Source organism: Vreelandella salicampi (assembly GCF_013415105.1).
Classification (GTDB): domain Bacteria; phylum Pseudomonadota; class Gammaproteobacteria; order Pseudomonadales; family Halomonadaceae; genus Vreelandella; species Vreelandella salicampi.
The window spans coordinates 485,845-508,659 of sequence record NZ_JACCDF010000001.1 but is presented as its reverse complement, the minus strand read 5'-3'; the positions used below and the strand labels follow the sequence as shown (position 1 = coordinate 508,659).

Below are 22,815 nucleotides of genomic sequence, written 5' to 3'. Positions count from 1 at the left end.
ACATTTCACTGCATAACGGCGAGGAGTACAGACATGAGCGGCAAACGTATCCTAATGATTACCGGTGACTTTACCGAAGATTACGAAACCATGGTGCCCTTTCAGGCATTGATGGCGGTTGGCCACCAAGTCGACGCCGTGTGCCCGGATAAAAAAGCGGGTGATAGCGTCGCCACCGCGATTCATGATTTCGAAGGCGATCAAACGTATACCGAAAAGCCGGGCCACCGCTTTGCACTAACCGCTGATTTTGAAAGCATTAATCCTGCCGATTACGATGCGTTGGTCGTGCCGGGTGGCCGGGCGCCGGAGTATCTACGTTTAAATAAAGACGTGCTAACAATGATTCAGCACTTTTTTGAAGCGAATAAGCCCGTGGCAGCGATTTGTCATGCCGCGCAGCTGCTCGCTGCCGCCAAGGTGTTAGATGGCAAGCAGTGCTCGGCTTACCCGGCGTGTCAGCCAGAAGTCGAGCTAGCGGGAGGACGCTTTGCTGACTTGGAAGTGACCGACGCGGTCACCGACGGCAATCTCGTCACAGCTCCGGCTTGGCCTGCTCACCCCGCGTGGTTAGCACAGTTTATGGCCTTGTTGGATCGCTAATTTGGTCGCCATATAAGTCAGCGTTAAAGCGACTAGCCACGATGACGCAGCGTGATACGAACTCAGACATCGCCACCCAGGTGCGCGCACTGCTGGTGGAGAGCCCGGATGACGCATTACCCATGACCTACCAGCAAGTGGCCCAGGCGCTTGGGCTTGCGCCACCGCGCACTATTCAGCGCGTTGCCCAGGCGCTTGAGCAGCTCATGGCTGAGGATGTCGCCGCTGGGCGGCCGATGATCGCCGCGCTGGTGGTTAGCCGTCGAGGCGATGATCTGCCCGCCACCGGCTTTTTCGAACGAGCGGTAGCGTTGGGCCGTTTCCCCGCCGATACCTGCCAACATAAAGCGTTATATATCGCTGAGCGTGAGCAGGCGCTTAGGGATAGGTGCTAATGACCGATACTAGTGAAAGGTACCAGCGACAGGTACTGGGCACATTATCGTTTCCGCAGGGGTTCGAGCAGGTCACTCAAACCGTTGTGGTCAATCTCGTGCATTAAATGCAGAAGTTGGCCTATTTCTCCCGCAGGAAAACCTTCCCGCGCAAACCAGTTTAGGTACGGCCCGGGTAAGTCGGCGATAAGCCAGCCGGCATATTTGCCGAAGGGCAGCGTGCGCGTTACCAGCTTCTCAAGGTCTTCTGGGTTCACCGGTTCATTCCTTTAAAGCATAATTAATTTAGTGTCGCATGGCCTGTTCTTGGCGACGATGCTGCAACGGCGCGTCGCCAAAATAGCGCTTATAGTCGCGACTGAATTGCGGCCCACTTCGGTAGCCCACCGCCTGCGCCGCTTGGCTGACATTATGGTCATCTTGTAGCAGCAGTTGCTGGGCTTTAATCAGCCGCAGCTGCTTGATGTATTGCGCTGGCGATGCGCGAGTGATTTGTTTAAAGTGCTGGTGAAACGTCGAGGGGCTCATGTTGGCCTGCCGGGCTAGCTGCTCGACGCTGTAATCGTCGGCGAAGTGACGATGCAGCAATGACAGCACCTGAACGATACGCGCATAGTGGCCGTGGCCGCGCACCAATGCCCTGAGTGCCGGGCCTTGGTCTCCCTTCAATGCCTCAAATACGACATCGCGAATGCGCGCGTTACCCATCGTGGCAAGTTCCGCCGGATTGTGGAGGGCGCTCACGAGTCGCCCTACCGCGGCGTGCATGCCGTCATTCATCGCAACGGATGCCATGGGCATCGTAGTGGGATAATCGCCGGGCGCATCGCCCATGGTGGTCACCATCTCGCTAAGTAGCGCCGGCTCCAATTGAATGGAAACCCCCAGTAAAGGTGCTTCCGGGGTCCCATAGGTTTCACACTCAAACGGCAGCGGCAAGGTTTGTACCAAGTAGTGGCCGGGGTCGTAGTGAATTTCCCTATCGCCCAGATAGCCAATCTTCCGCCCTTGGGCAATGATAATTAAGCTAGGCTGGTAGAGCAGTGGTGTTCGAGCCCGGTGGTGGTCAAGGCTCAGCAGGGTGACGCCACTAAGTGCGGTAGGTGTTATGCCTTGTTGTTCCAGCAGCGGGGTGATCAACTCAGCCAGCGTACTGCCCACGCCGTCTATGTGCATGCTAGGGTTGAAGACTTCGCCCGACATAGCTACCTCATGAGAAAATTTCCAGCAATAAAGATAATTATGACATTTTCTAGCCCATCTTTTGTTATTTTATATCGTATGTATGGAGGATCGTGCAAAAGTTTCGTAGCTTCGTTCATCGCTATCTAAGCCTATTAGGTTAATAATGGGCGCCCATCCCCGTCGCTGAGGGGGATCACTGAAAAAGGAGCTTCATTCGATGAGCCAAGCTAATGCATATGCAGCCCACGCCGACGATAAGCCGCTTGAACCGCTAACGATTGATCGCCGTTCGCCGCGCCCCGATGATGTCGCCATTGAGATTCTTTACTGCGGCGTATGCCACAGCGATTTGCACTTTGCCAAAAACGACTGGGGGCTGACGCGTTACCCCGTCGTGCCCGGCCATGAGATTGTTGGCCGTGTTACCAGCGTAGGTGATGATGTCACGCGCTTTAAGGCCGGCGATGTCGTCGGCGTTGGCTGCATGGTCGACTCTTGCCGCACCTGTTCGGCCTGCCAGGATGACGTTGAGCAGTATTGTTTAAACGGCTTCACCATGACCTACGGCAGCGATGATCGCCAAGATGGCACCATGACCCAAGGTGGCTATGCTGAATCGATCGTGGTCAGCGAGCATTTTGTGCTTACCATGCCGGAAGGTATTGACCTGCCCTCTGCCGCGCCAATTCTTTGCGCTGGCATCACCACGTACTCGCCGCTTCGCCACTATGGTGTGAAAAAAGGCCATAAAGTGGGCGTTATCGGCATGGGCGGCCTTGGCCATATGGGCGTGAAACTGGCCAAAGCGCTTGGCGCTGAGGTCACGGTATTTACCCGCTCTGACGCCAAAGTCGAGGAAGCCAAGCGCCACGGCGCCGATCACGTCGTGGTCTCAACCGACGAAGCGCAAATGAAAGCGGTGGCTGAAACTTACGATTTCATGCTCGATACCGTGCCGGTCCAGCACGATATCAACCCTTACCTCGCTACGCTTAAGTACGACGGTACCCACATCATGGTTGGGTTGATGGACCCCATTGAACCGGCTGTTCAAGGTGCCAACCTGATCTTTAAGCGCCGTGTACTGGCGGGGTCGCTGATTGGCGGTATCGCCGAGACACAAGAACTGTTGGATTTCTGCGCCGAGCACAACATCACCTGCGATGTGGAAATGATCGATATGCAGAACATCAACGAGGCCTTTGAGCGCATGAAAAAAGGCGATGTTCACTACCGTTTTGTTATCGATATGAAATCGCTGAAAAACGCAGCGTAAAACCATAGAGAAAAACTAGCAGCGGCGCGGTAGATGCTGCTGAAAACGCCATCGGGGGAGTGCCCTCGGTGGCGTTTTTTATTAGTCTAAGGTCTATATTTTGGTAATGTTACTTCATATTGGTCAGGCTTGGCCGATGGCCGTTGATATTCACACCTAAAAAAGCAAAGGGATCAACAGGATGCATAACCTTTCGATTAAATGGAGCCTAACCGCTGCGCTGGTGATATTGCTATTAATCATTGGGTTGGTTAGCGGGCTGAGCTTTTACTCGAGCGTTACCAGTGAAAAAGCACTGCACGAATTAGCCATTAACAATGAAGAATTGGCGAACGCCGCTAACCGTACCCAAGTCAATGCCCTACGAGCTCAAACGTTTTTAGACCGCTACGCCAGCTTCAGCACCCAGGGGAACCCTGACAAAGGCCAGGAAAGCCAGGAAATGGCTCGCGCTGCCGTTGAAGCCGCCGAAGAGCGTTTCGAGCAGTTCCGCCAGGTTGAGCTGGCTGAGGATGACCCTCGCAGCGAATATGTCGAGGATATGGTGGTGGCTTACGATGCTTTCGTCACCGAGGGTATCATTCCCCTACTCGACGCAGCGCCGTTTCAAGTCCAGTTCCGTCAGGAAGAGTTAAGTGAGCTGGGGGCTGCCTTCGATGACGCCATGCTGGCGTTTACGGGATACGCCAACCAGCGTAGCGACACCATGTTGGACAATGTCTCCTCATTGAATAATATCGTGGGGATGATCGCCATTATCCTGCTGGTCATTGCCGTACTGGCAACGCTGATCATGCGCATGGTGATTGTGCGCGGTCTGGTGACACCACTGCGCGAGGCGGTTAGCCATTTTGAGCGGATTGCCAACGGCGATTTAACCGCAAACATTGAAGACCGAGGCCGAAATGAAGTCGGGCAACTCTATAAAGGGTTAGCCTTTATGCAGACCAAACTTAAGTCGCTGGTGACTTCGCTACGTGAAAATAGCGATAGTGTGTTCAGTGGCTCTGGCGATATTTCAGCGGGTAGCCAAGATCTCTCAGCGCGGACAGAGCAACAAGCCTCAGCGCTACAACAAACCGCCTCCAGCATGGAGCAAATGGCTTCTGCGATTAGCCGCAATACCGAAACGGCCCAAGAAGCGGATCAACTGTCGGTGGCGGCTTCGCAGTCGGCCGAAGCCGGGGGCAAAGAGGTATCTCATACGGTTCAGCTAATGCGGGATATCGCCATAAGTGCTGAACGCGTCAACGACATCATCGGTGTGATTGACTCCATTGCCTTTCAAACCAATATTCTTGCCTTAAATGCCTCGGTAGAGGCGGCACGGGCCGGTGAACAGGGAAGGGGGTTTGCCGTTGTCGCCAGCGAAGTGCGTTTGCTGGCAAGCCGCAGCGCTGATTCGGCCAAAGAGATCCGGCAGTTAATTGAAGCGACCACCGGTCAGATCAACCAGGGCGCGGCACAAGCAGAGCGAAGCGGCGAGACGATCAACGATACCGTGGATTCCATCCGTCAGGTCACCACACTAGTGAGCGAGATTTCCACCGCCACGCGTGAGCAAAACAACGGTATTGAACAAATCAATGCGGCACTGACCGAGATGGACTCCGTGACCCAGCAAAATGCTGCCCTGGTGCAGCAGACCAACGTGGCTGCTGTGTCGTTAGAGGGGCAAGCGAAACAGCTGGCCGACTTGATGGCGACCTTCCGGATAGAGCAGGGTGACGACGTGGCACGACAAAGTGTCGGCGCGAAGGACGCCTCAGTGCTGGCGGCGCCCCGAAAGGAAAGCCCAGAACCCCCGCGTGACAAGCAGGCAGTGCCAGCGCAACATGATAACGATGAGTGGGAAGAGTTCTAAATCACGAAGACTTACCCTGCCTCATACGAGGCGGGGTAAGACATCTAGACGCTGGCGCTGACTCTTATATAGACGTAATCCGCCGTCCAATTGTCATAGCCATCGTGTAGGGTGTAGCCCAAAGTCAGAAGCGCGTTATCGATAATCGTGAAGCGCAGATCCTCTTCAAGGCCGTGTATAAACGGTTCGGCAAAATGTGTTAGCCAGCGCTCCATCCCCGGGGGTAAAATTTTCGGGGATGGTACTAGCGCAAGACTCTTGACCTTAAACCCAACGGTTTCCAATACATGCCGATACTCATCCGGCGTGGGGAAATACCACGGGTAGCGCCCATGGGTGCTAATGCCACGAAACTGCAGCGCAGCGATCAGCGCCGTGCAAATCGCCGCAGTATTGCCATGTCCGCCAAATTCGGCCACAAAGCGTCCGCCGGGTTTTAGCGCCCGCTTAACGCCTGCCAATACTGTTTGCGGATCAAGCATCCAGTGCAGCAGTCCGTAGCTAAATACCGCATCAAACTCGTGATCAAAGGTCATTTGGTAGGCATCCATAACACGGGCATCCACCCCGCGCTCTTGCGCAGTGGCGACCCGTTCTTTCGCGGTATCTACCCCCACGACCTCGGCCCCGCGTTTGGCGATGCGCTCAATCAGCGTGCCATCGCCGCAGCCCAGCACCAAAATTCGCTCGCCTTGTTGGGGCGCAAGCATGCTTAATGCCTCATCACCTTGATTGGGTGCGAAGTTCGCATGCTGGGCGTACCCCTCAGGATTCCAAGGTTGCCTGGTAGGCTGGCGTGATGAATCAGTCATAAAAGCTTCTATGGTAGCGTTCGATTTGAGTCATTGACTAAGTATAGCGTGATACACGGCTAACTGCGTTGTGCCATCGGCATTTTAATGCAACGTAAAAGCTGGTTTTTGTATCTGAGTAATTGGTGGCTTAACACGGGTTCAGTAAATGGGCGCTGGCTATCCAATTAGCTGAGCTACCACTACGCTTAAAAGTGTATGTTCCTCTATTTCGTATCGTTGGCACAGGACGCACAGCATGAGTGAGGAAGAACAAGCGGAAGATGATTTTGAAGGGGGCTTAGACGCCGACTCGGGCGATGAGCAAGAAGGCTCAGACAAAAGCGCCGACACCAAGCACAGTTCTCACCGTACCCGTAACGATAAACCCCATGAACTCCCGTCCCAGGCGGCGGCGGTTCACCAGCGCCTGCGTTTGGATGGCCAAAAAGAATTGGCGCGCGGGTCGATGGCGCTGTTGCTCTCGGCGGTGGCTGCAGGCATATCGATGAGCTTTTCCATGGTGGCGCGCGGCATCATGCACGCCAAACTGCCCGATAGCGATGTGGGGTTCTTAGTGGAATGCCTGGGTTACACCATTGGGTTTATTGCCGTGATTTTGGCCCGCCAACAGCTTTTCACCGAAAATACCGTCACAGCCGTCTTGCCCGTTATGAGCCAGCCAACGCGGAAGAGCCTTGGTTCCCTGGGACGGCTTTGGAGCGTGGTGTTATTCGGCAACTTGGCGGGTGCGGCGATATCTGCCGTTACTTTTTTGTACATGCCGATGTTCGACGACGCTACCCACAAAGCGTTTATTACCTTGGGCGAGCACATTATGGAAAATTCGCCCTACGAAATGTTCGCCAAAGCAATTCTTGCCGGCTGGATGGTTGCCACCCTGGTGTGGCTGATCCCTGCTGCAGGGGAAGCCAAAGTATGGATTATCATCATCATCACCTATGTCATGGCGATCGGTGGGTTCACCCATATTGTGGTCGGGGCCAGCGAGGCGGTTTACCTGCTGCTGGTGGGTAATATCAACTGGCATGAACTGCTGTTCCAATTCGGCTTGCCAACGCTGGTGGGCAATGTGATTGGCGGCACGTTTATCTTCGCGCTGATCAGCCACGCCCAAATTCGTGGCGACAAAGACATCTCCATTAAAGATCAAACCTAGCTGATCCCAAGTGGTTGGCCGCCGTATAACGTTGATAACCCATGGGGGGAACAAACCTCAGGCCTGCGGGCACGCTTGGATGAATTGGCTATACTCCGAGGAACAAGATGTCTACACAACAACTGCGATGTTCAGGAGACCCCTATGACCTTAAAGCGTGCCTACTGCCTACTGGCAGCGTTCTACAGTCTATTGCTGGTAATCGGTATTGTCGCTGTGCTGATGGGCGGCGGTACACCGTTGGCAGCGGTCTATCTGGTCGTCGGTTTTTTTGCCGTGTTGGGGCTGTGGGGGACAAGCCTTCAGCGCAGCGTCATGAGCCCGCGTATGTGGCGTCCGCTGGCCGTCGCCTTGGCGGTGGGTGGCGTTGCACAGCTGGTGGTCATAGCGTTGGTGCCGGTATCGAGCGTGACCCTCACCTGGATGCTGATCAGCAGCATTTTTGCGCTGTTACTGGCCATGGTGCTTTACCACTACGGTAACCGGGATCAGCCGTTATGGGCCACGGAAGAAGAGCGAAACGCCGCCAGTCGTTTGCGCGCTATGTTCCATCAACAAACGGCGCTCACCGCGATCCACCGAGAAGGCGAGCGCGAAAACCACGCCAACGTGTTTAAAGTGGGTAATGAGTACGAAGCCAACATTACCCGCCACTCGCCGGAAGGTCAGGAAGCCTTTAGCGAACGCTTCCACCATCCTGAATCGCTCGTGTTTTTTCTGGAAAAATTTGCCTGTATCTCGGTTAACGATTTTCAGCGGTCAACGTCTAGCTGATTGCTGCTAGCCGTCAGTTAGCACTTCATCAATCCAGGTTAGCCATGTTTGAGTCAGTCGCTGGCCTAGGCGAAGTGTGTGCCAGGGCGCTCGTTCCTCGGCAGTCAGTGATGCCGGGTCAGCAAACCACGTTGCCTCAATGGCTTGGTAGCTCCTCAACCTCACGTTAAGTGATTCACGAAGGGCTAACAATTCTGCGTGCCTAGCCTCATCTGGCCATCGTTCCCAGGCAAAAAATTTTGCGAACAACGGCGAGCGGACTGGCTGAGGACCGAGCGGCTCCGCCAACCACGTTTCCAAAAATGCAACGCCCTCCTCAGTGATGCGGTAGACCTTGCGGTCCGGGCGGTCTTGTTGCGGAATAGTTTCGCAGCTAAGCAATTCCGCCATGTGCAGCTTATCCAGCTCTCGGTAAATCTGTTGATGACTTGCATGCCAAACGTGGGCAAGTCCGGTTTTAAAACGCTGCAGCACATCGTATCCAGAGCCGGGTTCTCGTTGCAGTGTAATAAGCAGTACAGCTTTTAGTGCCATAAATTACCCTACTGTATTTGTTATGCATATTGTTGCATATCAAGTCTGCCAATACTACGCTAGCTAATATGCAACAAGTGGCACTATATGGGGAAACAATGATGCTGATATTGCATATATGGGCCTCGTTTCTTGGGCTAGCGTTAGGGGCATTGGTACTGCTGGGTCGCAAAGGAACTCGGTTACATCAATTACTGGGGGGGATGTGGGTTTCATTGATGGCGGCATCAGCGCTAAGCTCATTCTGGTTAGGTGGTGGGGTGCTGCCCCTGGTTGGGCATTTCGGCCCAATACATTTGTTATCGCTTTGGATGCTTGTCTCGCTAACCTTGGCGCTTATCGCGATATCAAAAGGTCAGATAAGAGGCCATCAACGTTGGATGCAAGGCGCTTATTTTGGCTTAGTGGGGGCTTTTATTGGAACGTTAATGCCGGGTCGATGGGTTTCAACGCAACTGGGTATTTGGTAATTAGGAGTAGGTAATGTTTCATGGCCTGAGCGCCTTTCCGTTAACCCCCATGAATGAGCAGGGGCTCCAAGAACGCGAGTTTATCCGGTTAGTCGAACACTTAGCCGAGGCAGAGGTGGATTCCATCGGGGCGCTAGGATCCACCGGCAGCTATGCCTATTTAAGCCAAGCGGAGCGTGCTCGCGTTACCCAGCTTGCTGTGGCGAGCGCCGACAAGGTGCCGGTTATCGTTGGCATTGGTGCACTGCGTACTCGGGATGTGTTAATCCACGCAGAAAACGCCCAACTGGCAGGTGCTAGTGGCGTGTTGTTGGCACCGGTTTCTTACCAAACGCTCACCAATGACGAAGTCTATGGCCTTTATGAGACGGTAGGCCAATCGCTCAGCGTGCCGCTCTGCGTTTACGATAACCCCGGTACCACGCATTTTACGTTCAGCGACGAACTGCATGGCCGCATCGCGCAACTATCGCAGGTTCATTCCATTAAGATTCCCCCGGTCGCAGGCAACCAGGCCGCCGTGCGGGAGCGAGTTGAGCGGTTGCGCGCATTAATACCTGGCGATGTCACCATCGGCATCAGCGGTGATCCGATGGCCGCGGCAGGGCTCAGTGCCGGCTGCGATGCATGGTACTCGGTCTTGGGTGGTTTGTTTCCCGAGACAGCGCTGGCGATCACCCGCGCGGCTCAGGCAGGAGAACCTGACAAAGCGCAGGCTATCAACTGTGAACTTGAATCACTTTGGGCGCTTTATCGCGACTACGGCGGTAGCTTGAGGGTCATTGCCACCATGGCCGAAATCACGGGCAGGGTGAGTCACCCGTGTTTGCCCCTGCCGCTCAAGACGCTGCAGGGCAGCGCCAGGGAAAGGGTGGTGAAGGTGATAGAGCAGCTGTCTCTGGTGTGAGGTGCAAAAAAACACCCGGCCTCGGCCGGGTGCGATAGAGCGTGAAGCGGTGGTTACTCGACAAGTTCCAACAGGCGGTCAGGGTAGTTGGTGAACAGACCGTTGACGCCCATGTCCATCAGACGCTCCATTTCCTCGGTTTCGTTGATGGTATAGACGTGTACCGGCAGGCCGTTTTCCTGGGCTTGCTGGATAAAGTCGGCGTCAATCACTGGCTGACCGTCATAAAGGTAGTTGGTGCCAATGCCCACGGCGTAGTCGGCGACTGCCTGGAAGTCTTCATCGGTAATCTCAGAGGTCCCTGGCGTTACGTTCGTCCATTCCACCAGTTTCGAATTGTCTTCTTCGCTGGGGTAGTACCACACTAGCTGGATCAGCGGCACGTCGTCGTTCAATTCCTGCACTTTCAACAGGCTGTCCTGCTCGAAGGACTGCACCAGGACGCGACCGTTCTCGATCATGTCGTGCTCTTCCAGCTTTTCCACCAGGGCTTCTTCCAGGCCCGGGTTCAGCTGCGGCGACTTGGTCTCGATGTAGTAGCGGGCATCGTGGCCAAAGCGCTCGAAGAGCTCATCCAGGGTGAGCATCTTCGCCCCTGCAAAGTCATCGCTGGCGCTATCGGGGTTTGCCTCGTTGAACCAGGTGCCGGTATCCAGCGCTTTCAGCTCTTCCAGGGTGTAGTCGTTGATCGCGCCTTCGCCGTCACTGGTGCGGTCGATGGTGTCATCATGAAACACCACCACTTCACCATCGGACGATAGCTGGGCGTCCAACTCCAGGTAATCGACGTCCCACTCATGGGCCATCTCAAAGGCCGCCATGGTGCTTTCCGGCGCGTGGCCGCTGGCGCCGCGGTGGGCGATGACTTGAAAGTGCTGCAGCTCGGCAAGTTGTTCTTCAAGCGCGGGAGTGCTCGCGTGGCCGATAGCAGGAAAGGCAGCGGCAGTAAGGAGTGCAACAGGGAGCGTTTTAGTGAGTTGTTTCATTGAGGCACCTATATTCGCAGGGTGAAGGGTTTTTTTGAATGTTTGTTCAGCAAGCGTAGACGCGATTCGTCGTTCCAACATGATGAGACGGCTTCACGTCCATGCCGTATGCCAAGACTAACCATGCCCGTAGAGGTTGGCATTTTTATGAATGTGGTCGATATGCTCAAACTCTAAACTCGAGTGGGCTATGCCAAAGCGCTCTTTAAGTCGCGTTTTTATATCGGCCTTGATCGTCTCAAGCTGCTGCCAGCCGGATTCCGTGATCACCACGTGGCAATCAAGCGCGACGGCATCTTCTTGCATTTGCCATAAATGAACGTGATGAACTTCTATCACACCTTCGGCGTCACGCATCGCGTCAATGACGGCTTGTCCATCAATATCGGGCGGTGAGCCCAGCATCAGTGTACGGATCGGGCCGCCAATCTCGGCAAAGGCGAGATAAAGAATATAGACGGCAATACCGATGGTAATCGCGGGATCTACCCAGCGCATGTCGTACAATAGGATAAGGGAACCGCCAATGATCACCGCGACAGAAGCAAACGCATCGGAGAGGTTATGCAGAAACAGGGCGCGAATATTGACGCTATCTTTTTGCATTGACCACGTGAGGAGCGCCGTGAGGGCATCGACTGCAAGGGCAACGCCACCAATGATCACGATCATCCAGCCCTGAATTTCGGGTGGGTCGATCATGCGCATGGCACCTTCATAGATCAGATAGACGCCGACGAGAATGAGCGTGGTGTAGTTGACCAGTGCCGCCACAATTTCGATTCGGCCATAGCCAAACGTCATCTGGGCGTCTGCCGGTCGCCTCGCAATTTTGCGGGCTGCGAACGCAATGACAAGTGCGGCCATATCGGAAAAATTATGCAGCGCATCCGCAATGAGCGAGAGGCTCCCCGCTAATATACCCCCAATAATCTGGGCGATGGTCAATAACCCGTTGGCCCAGATGGAGATAGTCACACGTCGGTCGCCAGAGGCAGGATCAATGTGGTGGTGACCGTGATGTTGTCCCATACGTTACTCTCACTTTTTGACGAAAAGCCGCACAAATTGCTGTAAACACGACCGCACTAACGTCGAATGATCAAGGCACGCAAGAAGATGAAGCATTTCTCAGCCATCGTTGACGGCGGATAAGGCTCTTATCAAGCGTTCCCAGCATTTTGCCATTGTTACCTTACTGGGGAGAGTGGAAGTTTAGTATTGCCTAAACTCCTAGACTTTTCATGGCGGGAACGCCCACACTGAAATGACATCTCCCCTGGAGGGCCTAACTCATGCGCGTTTTTTCCAATCCTGTCGGCTCTGGTTCACTCTGGTTTGATAACCTGGTGACCGCTGATGGCTTCCCTGTCGCTTACGATCCACAGGCGCGGGCCTTTTTGCCCATGCCGCCTTTCTGTGCCAACCGTGAGGTGATCGGTTGTAACTGGATCGCTCCTAAGCAGGGCGCCTTCTGTCGATCTTGCGCCATGACGGCTCTGGCTCCCGATCCCTCGATTCCGAATGCAATACCCAACTGGACGCAAACAGAGGCCGCCAAGCGCTGGGTAATCGACAATCTTGGCCGCTGGCACTGGTTTCGGCCCGAAGATCCCGGCGCTCCACCGGTGTTTCATATGCTGGCCGAGGGGGCAACGCCGGTTCCCATGGGGCATGTGGGCGGCGTGGTGACCATCAGCGTGGCCGAGGCCGACCCAGTATTACGCACCATTCGTCGCGAAGCGCTGGAAGAACCCTACCGCACCATGATCGGGCATATGCGCCATGAGATTTCGCATATGCTGTGGTGGCGCTTGAGCCTGCGCGAAGATTTTCTGGATGCCTTCCGAGAGATGTTCGGCGATGAGCGCGAGGATTATCCCGCCGCCCTCCAGCGTCACTATCATGACGGCCCACCGCCGGATTGGAGGCAACGCTTCCTGACGACCTACGCCTCCGCCCACCCGCATGAGGACTGGGCGGAAACCGCAGCCCACCTGCTGCACCTAACCGACATTACCGATAGCTTTGTCGCGGCAGGGTTGTCGACGCCGGAGATGCCGCACCCGGGGTGGGATGCCTACGCCGAGCCGGATGCCGGGCGATTGATCCATATTGCCGCATCACTGGTGGCTGGCGTTAACCACGTCAATCGCTCCATGGGGTTGGCAGATCTCTATCCCTTCGTGCTTTCCGATGTGGCGATGCGCAAGCTTGCCTTCGTGCATGACTGGCTGCGCCGGGGAGCCCAAGGGCGTTAAGGAGCGCGTGATGCACGAGAACACTAAGAAAGAGGTCGCACTCGATAGGGTACGGCGTTACCTGGAACCCGGCCCTGTGGTGCTGGTCTCGTCACAGCACGAAGGTGAATGCAATCTTATGACCATGGGTTGGCATATGGTTATGGCCTTTACGCCGTCGCTATTTGGATGTTTGATCTCCGCGGGCAATCACAGCTTCGAGCTGGTGCGCAAAAGCCGCGAATGTGTGATCAACGTCCCGACCACCGACCTTACCGATGAAGTGGTTGGCATTGGCAACACCAGTGGCCGCGAGATCGATAAGTTTGCGCACTTTGGCCTAACGCCCGAGTCTTCCGAGCAAATCGACACACCGGGTGTGCGCGAGTGCTACGCCAACTTTGAATGCCGGCTGGTCGATGACAGCTTGGTGAATAGCTACAACTTCTTCATCTTCGAGGTAGTGGCTGGCCGGGCGGAGGCGGCCCCCGCGTACCCAGAAACGCTGCACTACACCGGCGACGGTGTCTTTATGGTGGCCGGTGAGATCATTGACCGCCATCGGCAATTTTTGCCTCAGATGCTCTGAGTGATGCCAACCAAGGTATTTTGTTGCACCGCCGGGCTCCCGGAAGGGCGTGACTGCAACGCCTCCGACGATTTTTCATGAAATAAGTCGCATCAGTGTTCATTGCTGCGGCAAGGGCATGTGCATCCCCACAGATAGCCATCGCACAATCATAGGGCGTGTTTAACCATTTAACCTCTTCGAGGATAGCGACGAGCCCCAGCCGGGCTACTCAGCTTGGTAAATTCGCACTACGCTAAAAGGTAGCATACAGCCATAGTGACACCCTATACCGGCGAGGGAGGCACATATGATTGGCGCGATAGCGGGCGACATCATTGGCTCGGTGTACGAACACCAGCCGACGAAAACCACCGACTTTCTGCTGTTTCAGGCGTCGTCGCGGTTTACCGACGACAGCGTGCTCAGCGTGGCAATTGCCAGCGCGATTCTCAATGACACGCCCTATGCCCAGGCCGTTCGGCAGATCGGCAGACAGTACCCTAACGCAGGCTACGGTGGCTCCTTCATCCAATGGCTGGGTGCTGACAATGCGGGGCCTTATCACAGTTGGGGCAACGGCTCGGCCATGCGCGTCGGTCCAGTAGGCTTTGCCTACACCACCGAAACCGAAGTGCTCGCCCAGGCCAAAGCCACCGCTGAGATTACCCACAATCACCCGGAAGGTATCAAGAGCGCTCAGGCCACCGCGCTTGCGGTATTCCTGGCGCGCACTGGTTCGGATAAAGCCACTATCCGCACGACCATCACCGAGCGGTTCGACTATGACCTGTCGCGCACGCTGGATGAGATACGCCCGCATTACTGCTTCGATGTGTCCTGCCAGGGCAGCGTGCCGGAAGCCATCATTGCGTTTCTTGAGGCGGATTCGTACGAAGCGGCGGTTCGCAATGCGGTGTCGCTGGGCGGCGACAGCGACACCCAGGCCTGCATTGCCGGGGGAATTGCCGAGGCCTTCTATGGCGGCGTGCCAAACGCCATCCGTGCCGAGGTAGAGCAGCGCCTAACGCCGGATTTATGGGCGATTACCGACGCTTTCTGCCGCCAGTTCCGATAAACCGGGCCGCTACGAGGCTCTTTATATAGCGAGGCACCCCATGGCCCATATCGTGGTATGCGCAGACGGCACCTGGAACCGGCCGGAAGAAGACATAGACAACGACTTTCCCACCAACGTGTTGAAGCTTGCCCGGTCGGTGACCCCGCAGGCGGAAGGCATCAAGCAGCACGTGTTTTACGACTGGGGGCTGGGCTCATACCACAGCAGCCTCAGCGCGGGCGCCACCGGCGTGGGGCTGCACAAAAATATCCTCGATGGCTACCGTTACATCGTGCAGAACTACGCCCCCGGCGATCATATCTACCTGTTCGGGTTTAGTCGGGGTGCGTACACGGTGAGGGCGCTAAGCGGGCTGATCAACAACTGCGGTATTCTCAAACGCTCCGATGCGCGGCTGATCACCGAGGCCTGGAAGATCTACAAGAGCACCAAAAAGACCCATCATCCTCGGGGCGAGGCAGCCATTCGGTTTCGTGACAAGCACAGCTATGCGCAGCGCGACGTGCATTTTATCGGCGTGTGGGACACTGTGGGCGCGCTGGGCATTCCAATCAGCATCATGGGCCTGTTTAACGGCACCGACGAATTCTACGACACTAAAATGGGCGCCAATGTCGCCATTGCCCGCCACGCCATGGCCATCGATGAACGCCGCGAAGACTTTAGCCCGACCATCTGGACGCCCCGTTCAGGCGTTGATTTAAAACAGGTCTGGTTTGCAGGGGTACACGCGGATATCGGCGGTTCCTACAAACCGGATAAACACGGCCTGCAAGCCGCCGACACGCCGCTTGCCTGGATGCTGGACGAAGCCAACGCCGCCGGGCTGATCACCGAACCGCATATTCGCGATAACCTCACCGACGGTGCGAGAGGCCAGATTCACCAATCGCGCAAGCACGTCTACCGTTTCAAGAAGCCGCTGGACCGTCCGCTGGTCATCGATGACAAGCCCACCCTGATTCACCCCAGCGTAAAAGCCCGCTACGAGCGCGACGACCGCTACCGCCCCAAGCAGTTAAAAGCGCTGGTCGAGCAGTATGGGTGGCAGGGCATCAAGGTGGGCGCGTAAATATCGACCAAGCCGTCTGGCCTCATGCATTCACCCCCTTCATGCCTTCCGGTGTATAGCGCTCACCGGTCACCGGCAGGTTGGCGGTAGCCGTTTCCAACTGCTGTTGTTCATCGGCGGTCAGGGTAATGGATGCCGCTGCCGCATTCTCTTCAAGGTAGCGCAGCCGCTTGGTGCCGGGAATCGGCACAATGTTATCGCCTTTGGATAGCAGCCAAGCCAGCGACAGCTGCGCCGGAGTGCAGCCTTTGAGCGCTGCCACTTCGCCGATCACGTCGGCGATACGGCGGTTGGCGCCCATGGCCTGTTCAGAAAAGCGTGGCAGGTTAGGTCGAAAATCGTCTTCGCCGAAATCGCTGGTATCCTGAAATCGGCCCGTCAAAAAGCCTCGGCCCAGAGGTGAGTAGGGCACAAAGCCGACACCGAGTTCCTTGCAGGTAGGCAGCACCGATTGCTCCACGTCCCGCGTCCACAGCGAATACTCGGTTTGCACAGCGGTGACCGGATGTACCGCATGGGCGCGGCGCAAGGTGTCAGCGCTGACTTCGCAGAGGCCAATGTGGGCAATTTTTCCTTCTGTCACCAACTGGGCTAAGCCCTCCATCGTCTCCTCAATGGGCGTTTCCGGGTTAACGCGGTGGACGTAGTAAAGATCGATTTGCTCGACACCCAGTCGCTTCAAAGACGCCTCGCAGGCCTGGCGGGCATAGCGAGCGCTGCTGTCTAGGCTGCGTTGATACTCCCCAGGGTTGCGCACAATGCCGAACTTGGTGGCGATACGTACCTTGGGCTTGTGACTGGCGAGAAAGCGACCAATCAACGCCTCGTTATGGTGCGGGCCGTACATATCTGCCGTATCGAAAAAGTCGATGCCCAGCTCCACCGCCCGCGCCAATACCCGTAGCGACTCGCTATCGTCTCGGGGGCCGTAAAACTCGCTCATTCCCATGCAGCCTAAGCCAATGGCGGAAACGGATAGATCGGTGCCCAGTGTGCGTGTTTGCATGATGTGTCTCCTGCGTTGTTTACCAATGCGATGCGCTAGAAACGTGCTTTAACCGTTCTTGAATCGCGCAGTTACAGCGTGGCACTATCCAGAAATGAAAAAAATTGACGAGTTTGATAAGCCGCTTTCCGGTTTTGAAAATCAGATGCCGCGTGGGTGGGTGTGGGACGATACGCGCACCTTTCTGGCGGTGGCCCGCCACGGCACGTTGAGCGGTGCGGCAGCGGAACTCCACCTGGGCATCGCCACGCTCTCCCGGCGTATCGAGCGGCTTGAGAAAGCCCTCAAGGTGCCGCTTTTTGTGCGTCAGCAGTCCGGTTACCAACTGACCGAGGAGGGGGCCGGGCTCATCGAAAAAGCCGAAGCGCTGGAAGCCGCTGCAGCAGCTTTTTCCAGCGGGGTGTCGCACGCCACACAGCTGAGCGGCTGGGTGCGGCTGGCCACCGCTGAAAACCTGGCCACGGCGCTGATTCTGCCTGCGCTGCCGCAGTTTCAAGCGCAATACCCCGGCATCAGGCTTGAGCTGGTGACCGATATCACCACCGTCAATCTGCACCGCCGCGACGCCGATGTAGCGCTTAGAATGGTCAAGCCCGAGCGCGGCAATGTCACCCTTCGCCGTCTCGGCACGCTGGGTTTCGGGCTTTACGCGAGCCCCGGGTATGTAGCGCAGCGTGAGGCTCATGAAGACGCGGGCGATTACGACTTGGATGCTTTTATCACCTGGGGGGAAACGCAAGCGCACTTGCCAGCCGCCCAGTGGGTTGAGCGGGTTCTGCAAGGTCGCGAACCGGCGCTAACCACTACCTCGCTGGCGACCCAGCTAGCGGCGGCCAAAGCGGGGTTGGGGATGGCGGTATTGCCGCATTTTCTGGCGCGAGAGGCCGGGCTGGACTGTGTTGCTGCGGATATTGGTGTGGATCAGCCCATCTACCTCGTCATCCAGACGGATCTCACCCAATCAGGTCGTACCCGAGCCGTGGCGGACTTTCTGGCTGAGTTGGTGGCTAACAACCGTGAACGCTTGAGCGGGTGAAATACATGTCCCTTTTCACGTTCGAAGGTTGCTAGCGATCTACCCCCAACTCCCGCTTGAGCCACGCGGCCAGCGGTTCGCTGCGGCGCATATCTGCCTGGCTGGGCAGCCACAAACACAGGCGGGCAGGCGTTTCGATGCTGCCCCAGGGGGCGACCAGTCGACCGCTCTTCAGGTCGTCTTCGACCAACAGGGTCGGTGCAATGGCCACGCCTAGGCCCGCCACCGCGGCTTCTATTAAATAGTAAAGATGCTCGAACCCCTGGCCGTTGCTGAGCGCCTCTTCCAGTTGCGCCAGCTCAATCCCTTGGGCGTTAGCCCACTGCGGCCATGCCTGGGGGCGCGAGGCGGTGTATAGCAGCGTGTTGGTAAACAGCGTTGCCGGTTGGGCGGGGTCGCACTGGGCCGCCAAGCGCGGGCTCGCCACCGCGCAGATGCGTTCCGGGGTTAGCTCGATCACCTGCTTGTCGGCAGGCCAGGGGGGTGCCGAAAACGCCAGACTGGCGCTGGCCTCCGTCTGCTTTTCGGGATGCTCGCTTTCGCTGACCACGACTTTCAGATTGAGCTCAGGCAGGTCTCGGTGCAGGCGATCCAGCCGGGGGATCAACCAGCGCGCCAACAGGCTGCCCGGGCAGGCGAGGGTGAAGGGTGCTTCCTCTAGTTCATGCTTGAGTGAAGCGCAACTATCGCGCAGGCGCGTAAATGCCTCGCCCACACCGTTTTGCAGCCGCTCGCCATGTGGGGTAAGCACAATGCCGCGTCCGGCCTTGGCAAACAACGCGACGCCAAAGTGTTCATCCAGGCTACGTAGCTGGCGACTGACCGCGCCGTGGGTCACGCTTAGCTCATCGGCGGCGGCAGTCACGCTGCCTAATCGGGCGGTGGCTTCAAAGGCACGCAAGGCACTGAGCGGTGGCATGCTGTGTGGCATAAATAGGTGACTCCAGCTCACATGTTGCTGCCATCTTATCGATTTTTATCCCCGCCTGCCTGCGCTACTTTCATTGCATTGTTTGATAACGCATGCCGAGGTCGTGATGAATAAACCCATGGATTTATCTTCCAGCTTACCCGATGCCAACGGGCTGTTTGGCAGCTTCGGTGGCCGCTTCGTCGCCGAAACGCTGATGCCTTTGATCTTAGAGCTGCAAGACGAATACGCCACCGCCAAAAACGATCCCGAATTCCAGCGCCAGTTGGCTTATTTTCAAGGCGACTACGTGGGCCGGCCAAGCCCGCTCTACTTTGCTGAGCGGCTGACCGAGCATTTTGGCGGGGCGAGTATTTACCTTAAACGCGAAGAGCTGAATCACACCGGCGCGCACAAGATCAACAACTGTATCGGCCAGGGGCTGCTGGCCAGGCAGATGGGCAAAAAACGCATCATCGCCGAAACCGGCGCGGGCATGCACGGCGTTGCCACGGCTACGGTGGCGGCACGCTTTGGCCTGCCGTGCGTGATCTACATGGGCACCGCGGATATCGAACGCCAGCAAACCAACGTATTCCGCATGCAGCTGTTGGGCGCCGAGATTGTCCCCGTGACCTCCGGAACCGGCACGCTCAAAGACGCCATGAACGAAGCGCTGCGCGACTGGGTCACCAACGTCGACGACACCTTCTACATCATCGGCACCGTGGCCGGGCCGCACCCGTACCCCGCCATGGTGCGCGACTTCCAAGCGGTAATCGGCCATGAAACCCGCGCGCAAATGCTCGAAAAACACGGCCGCCTGCCGGACTCGTTAGTGGCCTGCATTGGCGGCGGCTCCAACGCCATGGGGCTGTTCCATCCCTTCCTGAACGATTCAGCGGTGCAGATGATTGGCGTGGAAGCAGGCGGCAAAGGCGTGAACAGCGGCCTGCACGCGGCCAGCCTGAACGGCGGCACGCCCGGCGTATTGCACGGCAACCGCACGTATTTGCTGCAAAACGCAGATGGCCAGATTAGCGACGCCCACTCGATTTCCGCAGGGCTGGATTACCCCGGCATCGGGCCGGAACATGCCTGGCTGCACGAGCAGGGGCGGGTCGAGTATGTCTCCGCCACCGACGCCGAAGCGCTGGAGGCCTTCCAGATCTGCTGCCGCCAGGAAGGCATTATCCCCGCCCTGGAAACCGCCCACGCCCTGGCGGAAGTCGCCAAGCGCGCGCCCACGCTTCCCCGAGAGCATCTGATGGTAGTCAACCTCAGCGGTCGCGGCGACAAGGACATGATGAGCGTCGCCCACCACTTGGGTGAACAACTCGACGAGGCATGCTAATGATCGCCATCCAGGACAACACCATGAACGATACCGTTAACCAGGCTGTGACCCACTCATCGCGTCTTGAGCAGTGCTTTGCCACGCTCAAGCAGCAAAACCGCCCGGCGCTGGTCAGCTACCTCACCGCCGGCGACCCGGACGCCGATACCTCCCACCGCCTGCTGCACGGGCTGCCCGACGCCGGGGTAGATATTATCGAACTCGGCATGCCGTTCAGCGACCCCATGGCCGATGGCCCCGCCATTCAAAAAGCCGCACTGCGCGCCCTGGAAAGCGGCCAGACCCAAACCAAAACGCTGGAAATGGTGCGAAACTTTCGCCAGGAAAACTCCACCACGCCCGTTGTACTGATGGGCTACTACAACCCCATCTACTGCTACGGCGTTGAACGCTTTTTAACCGATGCGGCAACCGCCGGGGTAGACGGCCTGATCGTGGTCGACCTGCCGCCGGAACATGACGAAGAACTCTGCCAGCCAGCGGCGCAACACGGCATTGATTTTATTCGCCTGGCCACCCCGACCACCGATGCCAGGCGCCTGCCCAAGGTGCTGGCGAACGCTTCCGGGTTTATCTACTACGTCTCGGTGGCAGGCGTGACCGGCGGCAGCGCGCCCACCCCGGAAAGGCTGGAAAACTCGGTGGCGCACCTGCGCGAACATACTGACCTGCCCATTGCCGTCGGCTTCGGTATTCGCACTGCCGAACAAGCCGCCACCATCGGCCGCTTCAGCGACGCCGTGGTGGTGGGCTCGGCGCTGGTCGACTGCATTGAACACGCCGCCAGCGGGGATGATGCCGTCGAGCAGGTGCACGGCCTCGTCAGTGAACTGGCGGAAAGCGTCAGGGCGTGCAGGGAGGTGGATGAGCAGGTGATCAGTTAAAAGTGGAGATGGGGTAAGTGCAAAAGAGCAGGTAATGAACGCCTGCTCTTTTTTATCTGACCAGCTGCTTTGCCGGGGGCTTTAAGCGACGGGCACTGTATTTGTGGGTGCGCCAGGTAAATAAAAAATCGTATTTTGGTTGATTACTGAACATTTTCTTGTTGAAGTGAATAAAATATTTTGATTTGAGGCGCTTTGTGATGAGGCCGGTAGGTTATGCGTACCTGCATGAACATTTGGCGTTGGGGGTATGCCCACCCATTTACCCTGCGCGGGTGCGCCCAGTCACACGCATCATGTCTATGGAGAAGGAAATAGCAGTACCTGCCGTGCGTGCGCCAGAAACGTCATTGCTCGACCATCTGCTCTTCGCACTTAAGCACGAAGGTATCGACCTCGCCATTCTGGCGGGCGCATTGCCACATTTGCCTATAGAAGCGCTTCAAAACGCCTTGCAAGCCTCGCCAAACGGCATCTACTTAAGAAAGTTAGGCTATCTGTACGAAGCGTTCGTAAAGCGCTTGCCGTTCGATGTAAACGTCAGTGGCCGAGCAGTACCTCTGTTCGACCCCGTGCGCTATGTTACTGGCCCTGCCGTTCGTGATAGCCGCTGGCGGATTGACTTTAACGGGCTAGGAACACTGGATTATTGTGCAACCGTGAGGCGTACGCCAGAAATTGACGGACTACTTGAAGAAGACATTCTGACCCAAGCCGCTACTTTTATGGCCTCGTTGCCCCCCGGCATGTTGGACCGTGCCATTCAGTGGGCTTATCTCAGTGAAACCCAATCTTCGTTTGCCATTGAACGAGAATCGCCGTCGCAAGATAAGCAGCAGCGCTTCATGCAGCTACTACGTCAAGCCCATGAGGGTAAACGCCTGACTGAAGCGTACTTTGTTGAACTGCAAAATAGCACTATCAGCAACCCTTTTGACAAAGCAATGGCATTTCGCCATGAGCAAAACTATCTACATAACGGGTTGCCCGGCGCATTAGGCGTCAGCTATTTACCTCCACCGCCGGATCTTTGCAATAAATTAATGGGCGCATTGATGACCTGGGCGAACCAACTTCCAGACAGCGATTCGTCAGAGGCTGTGCCAGCGCTAGTAGCTTCAGCGATACTGTCCTTTGGTTTTGTTTTTTTGCATCCCTTCATGGATGGCAACGGTCGCATATCACGTTTTCTGATTCACCATACCCTGTGTCGAATGGATGGCCTTCCCCACGATAATCTTCTGCCTATCTCGGTTGCCATGAGGCGGTATGAAGCTGATTACCTAGCAGCGCTAGAAGCGTTTTCAAGGCCTGCTCGTGAGCATTGGCGAGTAAGCTGGGTAGATGCTGACCAGTATGATTTTGAGTATCTGGGTCTTGATGCGCTCTATCGCTATTGGGATGCCACAAACGCTGTGGCTTTTACATTGAAAATGGCAAAAGTAGCGCTGGAAGAGGAATTGAAAGCAGAAACACGCTACCTCGCTTGTTTTGACCGGGTATATGCGGCAGTGGATGCGAATTTCGATATACGTGGAGGTGATTTAGCACGCTTAGTGATGATGTGCCTAAGTAATGAGGGGCGCCTCTCCAACAACCGGCGTAAGCAGTTCCGTTACCAAGTGTCTGAAGAGGTGCTGGATGCTATCGAGGCAGAAGCACAGAACGTGCTTGAAGAGTACAAAAACCCGTAACA

The 22,815-nt window shown here is 56.4% G+C and carries 24 protein-coding genes; 16 read left to right on the top strand and 8 right to left on the bottom strand.

Annotation, left to right across the window (positions count from 1 at the left end; all coding sequences use genetic code 11):
* The first annotated feature begins 33 nt into the window (after window positions 1-33).
* A complete protein-coding gene (locus HZS81_RS02460; RefSeq protein ID WP_179928941.1) occupies window positions 34-603 on the top strand; it encodes a DJ-1/PfpI family protein in 570 nt (189 codons plus the stop codon).
* A 41-nt stretch (window positions 604-644) separates the two neighbouring features.
* On the top strand, window positions 645-998 hold the full coding sequence (locus tag HZS81_RS02455) for a hypothetical protein (RefSeq protein ID WP_179928940.1): 354 nt from the start codon (window positions 645-647) through the stop codon (window positions 996-998).
* 44 nt (window positions 999-1,042) lie between these two features.
* Here the strand turns inward: HZS81_RS02455 and HZS81_RS02450 are convergent, their stop codons facing one another.
* Window positions 1,043-1,255: a putative quorum-sensing-regulated virulence factor gene (locus tag HZS81_RS02450; protein WP_179928939.1), complete on the bottom strand. Its 213-nt coding sequence runs from the start codon at window positions 1,253-1,255 to the stop codon at window positions 1,043-1,045.
* Between the two features lie 28 nt (window positions 1,256-1,283).
* Window positions 1,284-2,201: an AraC family transcriptional regulator gene (locus HZS81_RS02445; protein WP_241697341.1), complete on the bottom strand. Its 918-nt coding sequence runs from the start codon at window positions 2,199-2,201 to the stop codon at window positions 1,284-1,286.
* 199 nt (window positions 2,202-2,400) lie between these two features.
* On the opposite strand from HZS81_RS02445, the gene HZS81_RS02440 reads away from it, so the two are divergent.
* Both HZS81_RS02440 and HZS81_RS02435 read left to right on the top strand, forming a co-directional pair.
* Window positions 2,401-3,459 carry an NAD(P)-dependent alcohol dehydrogenase gene (locus HZS81_RS02440; protein WP_179928938.1) on the top strand — a complete coding sequence of 353 codons (1,059 nt, stop codon included), beginning with the start codon at window positions 2,401-2,403 and terminating at the stop codon, window positions 3,457-3,459.
* A gap of 181 nt (window positions 3,460-3,640) precedes the next feature.
* Entirely contained in the window at window positions 3,641-5,323 is a 1,683-nt protein-coding gene (locus HZS81_RS02435; protein WP_179928937.1) for a methyl-accepting chemotaxis protein, read from the top strand.
* Window positions 5,324-5,367: 44 nt separating this feature from the next.
* Here the strand turns inward: HZS81_RS02435 and HZS81_RS02430 are convergent, their stop codons facing one another.
* Window positions 5,368-6,135 (bottom strand): class I SAM-dependent methyltransferase, encoded by a 768-nt coding sequence (locus HZS81_RS02430; protein ID WP_179928936.1) that lies wholly within the window; start codon window positions 6,133-6,135, stop codon window positions 5,368-5,370.
* 238 nt (window positions 6,136-6,373) lie between these two features.
* On the opposite strand from HZS81_RS02430, the gene HZS81_RS02425 reads away from it, so the two are divergent.
* Complete coding sequence (locus HZS81_RS02425; RefSeq protein WP_179928935.1) at window positions 6,374-7,294, top strand: formate/nitrite transporter family protein; 921 nt, start codon at window positions 6,374-6,376, stop codon at window positions 7,292-7,294.
* A 144-nt stretch (window positions 7,295-7,438) separates the two neighbouring features.
* A complete protein-coding gene (locus HZS81_RS02420) occupies window positions 7,439-8,068 on the top strand; it encodes a hypothetical protein (RefSeq protein ID WP_179928934.1) in 630 nt (209 codons plus the stop codon).
* Window positions 8,069-8,074: 6 nt separating this feature from the next.
* Here the strand turns inward: HZS81_RS02420 and HZS81_RS02415 are convergent, their stop codons facing one another.
* Window positions 8,075-8,602, bottom strand: coding sequence for a PadR family transcriptional regulator (locus tag HZS81_RS02415; protein WP_179928933.1), 528 nt, complete (start codon window positions 8,600-8,602; stop codon window positions 8,075-8,077).
* Window positions 8,603-8,670: 68 nt separating this feature from the next.
* Between HZS81_RS02415 and HZS81_RS02410 the strand changes: the two genes are divergently transcribed.
* Window positions 8,671-9,072, top strand: coding sequence for a DUF2306 domain-containing protein (locus HZS81_RS02410; RefSeq protein ID WP_338401805.1), 402 nt, complete (start codon window positions 8,671-8,673; stop codon window positions 9,070-9,072).
* A gap of 13 nt (window positions 9,073-9,085) precedes the next feature.
* Window positions 9,086-9,979, top strand: coding sequence for a dihydrodipicolinate synthase family protein (locus HZS81_RS02405; RefSeq protein WP_179928932.1), 894 nt, complete (start codon window positions 9,086-9,088; stop codon window positions 9,977-9,979).
* A gap of 53 nt (window positions 9,980-10,032) precedes the next feature.
* Here HZS81_RS02405 and HZS81_RS02400 read toward each other — a convergent pair whose 3' ends face one another.
* Together HZS81_RS02400 and HZS81_RS02395 are read right to left on the bottom strand one after the other, a co-directional pair.
* The gene (locus HZS81_RS02400; RefSeq protein ID WP_179928931.1) at window positions 10,033-10,965 is read right to left on the bottom strand and encodes a glycerophosphodiester phosphodiesterase; all 933 of its coding nucleotides are present in this window, start codon (window positions 10,963-10,965) and stop codon (window positions 10,033-10,035) included.
* Window positions 10,966-11,082: 117 nt separating this feature from the next.
* Window positions 11,083-11,997: a cation diffusion facilitator family transporter gene (locus HZS81_RS02395; RefSeq protein ID WP_179928930.1), complete on the bottom strand. Its 915-nt coding sequence runs from the start codon at window positions 11,995-11,997 to the stop codon at window positions 11,083-11,085.
* A gap of 263 nt (window positions 11,998-12,260) precedes the next feature.
* On the opposite strand from HZS81_RS02395, the gene HZS81_RS02390 reads away from it, so the two are divergent.
* The 4 genes from HZS81_RS02390 (at window position 12,261) to HZS81_RS02375 (ending at window position 15,926) form a co-directional block, all read left to right on the top strand.
* Window positions 12,261-13,226, top strand: coding sequence for a zinc-binding metallopeptidase family protein (locus HZS81_RS02390; RefSeq protein WP_179928929.1), 966 nt, complete (start codon window positions 12,261-12,263; stop codon window positions 13,224-13,226).
* A 10-nt stretch (window positions 13,227-13,236) separates the two neighbouring features.
* The gene (locus tag HZS81_RS02385; RefSeq protein WP_179928928.1) at window positions 13,237-13,794 is read left to right on the top strand and encodes a flavin reductase family protein; all 558 of its coding nucleotides are present in this window, start codon (window positions 13,237-13,239) and stop codon (window positions 13,792-13,794) included.
* Window positions 13,795-14,083: 289 nt separating this feature from the next.
* Complete coding sequence (locus HZS81_RS02380; protein ID WP_179928927.1) at window positions 14,084-14,851, top strand: ADP-ribosylglycohydrolase family protein; 768 nt, start codon at window positions 14,084-14,086, stop codon at window positions 14,849-14,851.
* Between the two features lie 40 nt (window positions 14,852-14,891).
* Window positions 14,892-15,926, top strand: a complete 1,035-nt coding sequence (locus tag HZS81_RS02375) for a DUF2235 domain-containing protein (protein WP_179928926.1) — start codon at window positions 14,892-14,894, stop codon at window positions 15,924-15,926.
* A gap of 22 nt (window positions 15,927-15,948) precedes the next feature.
* On the opposite strand, the gene HZS81_RS02370 is transcribed toward HZS81_RS02375, so the two are convergent.
* Complete coding sequence (locus HZS81_RS02370) at window positions 15,949-16,932, bottom strand: aldo/keto reductase (protein ID WP_179928925.1); 984 nt, start codon at window positions 16,930-16,932, stop codon at window positions 15,949-15,951.
* Window positions 16,933-17,026: 94 nt separating this feature from the next.
* Between HZS81_RS02370 and HZS81_RS02365 the strand changes: the two genes are divergently transcribed.
* Window positions 17,027-17,968 (top strand): LysR family transcriptional regulator, encoded by a 942-nt coding sequence (locus HZS81_RS02365; protein ID WP_179928924.1) that lies wholly within the window; start codon window positions 17,027-17,029, stop codon window positions 17,966-17,968.
* A 31-nt stretch (window positions 17,969-17,999) separates the two neighbouring features.
* On the opposite strand, the gene HZS81_RS02360 is transcribed toward HZS81_RS02365, so the two are convergent.
* A complete protein-coding gene (locus tag HZS81_RS02360; RefSeq protein ID WP_179928923.1) occupies window positions 18,000-18,899 on the bottom strand; it encodes a LysR family transcriptional regulator in 900 nt (299 codons plus the stop codon).
* 106 nt (window positions 18,900-19,005) lie between these two features.
* Here HZS81_RS02360 and trpB point away from each other — a divergent pair, with 106 nt between their 5' ends.
* The 3 genes from trpB (at window position 19,006) to HZS81_RS02345 (ending at window position 22,813) form a co-directional block, all read left to right on the top strand.
* Entirely contained in the window at window positions 19,006-20,232 is a 1,227-nt protein-coding gene (gene trpB / locus HZS81_RS02355; RefSeq protein WP_241697340.1) for a tryptophan synthase subunit beta, read from the top strand.
* A gap of 47 nt (window positions 20,233-20,279) precedes the next feature.
* Window positions 20,280-21,119 (top strand): tryptophan synthase subunit alpha, encoded by an 840-nt coding sequence (trpA, locus tag HZS81_RS02350; protein ID WP_179929036.1) that lies wholly within the window; start codon window positions 20,280-20,282, stop codon window positions 21,117-21,119.
* A 200-nt stretch (window positions 21,120-21,319) separates the two neighbouring features.
* A complete protein-coding gene (locus tag HZS81_RS02345; RefSeq protein WP_179928921.1) occupies window positions 21,320-22,813 on the top strand; it encodes a Fic family protein in 1,494 nt (497 codons plus the stop codon).
* The last annotated feature ends 2 nt before the right edge of the window (window positions 22,814-22,815 follow it).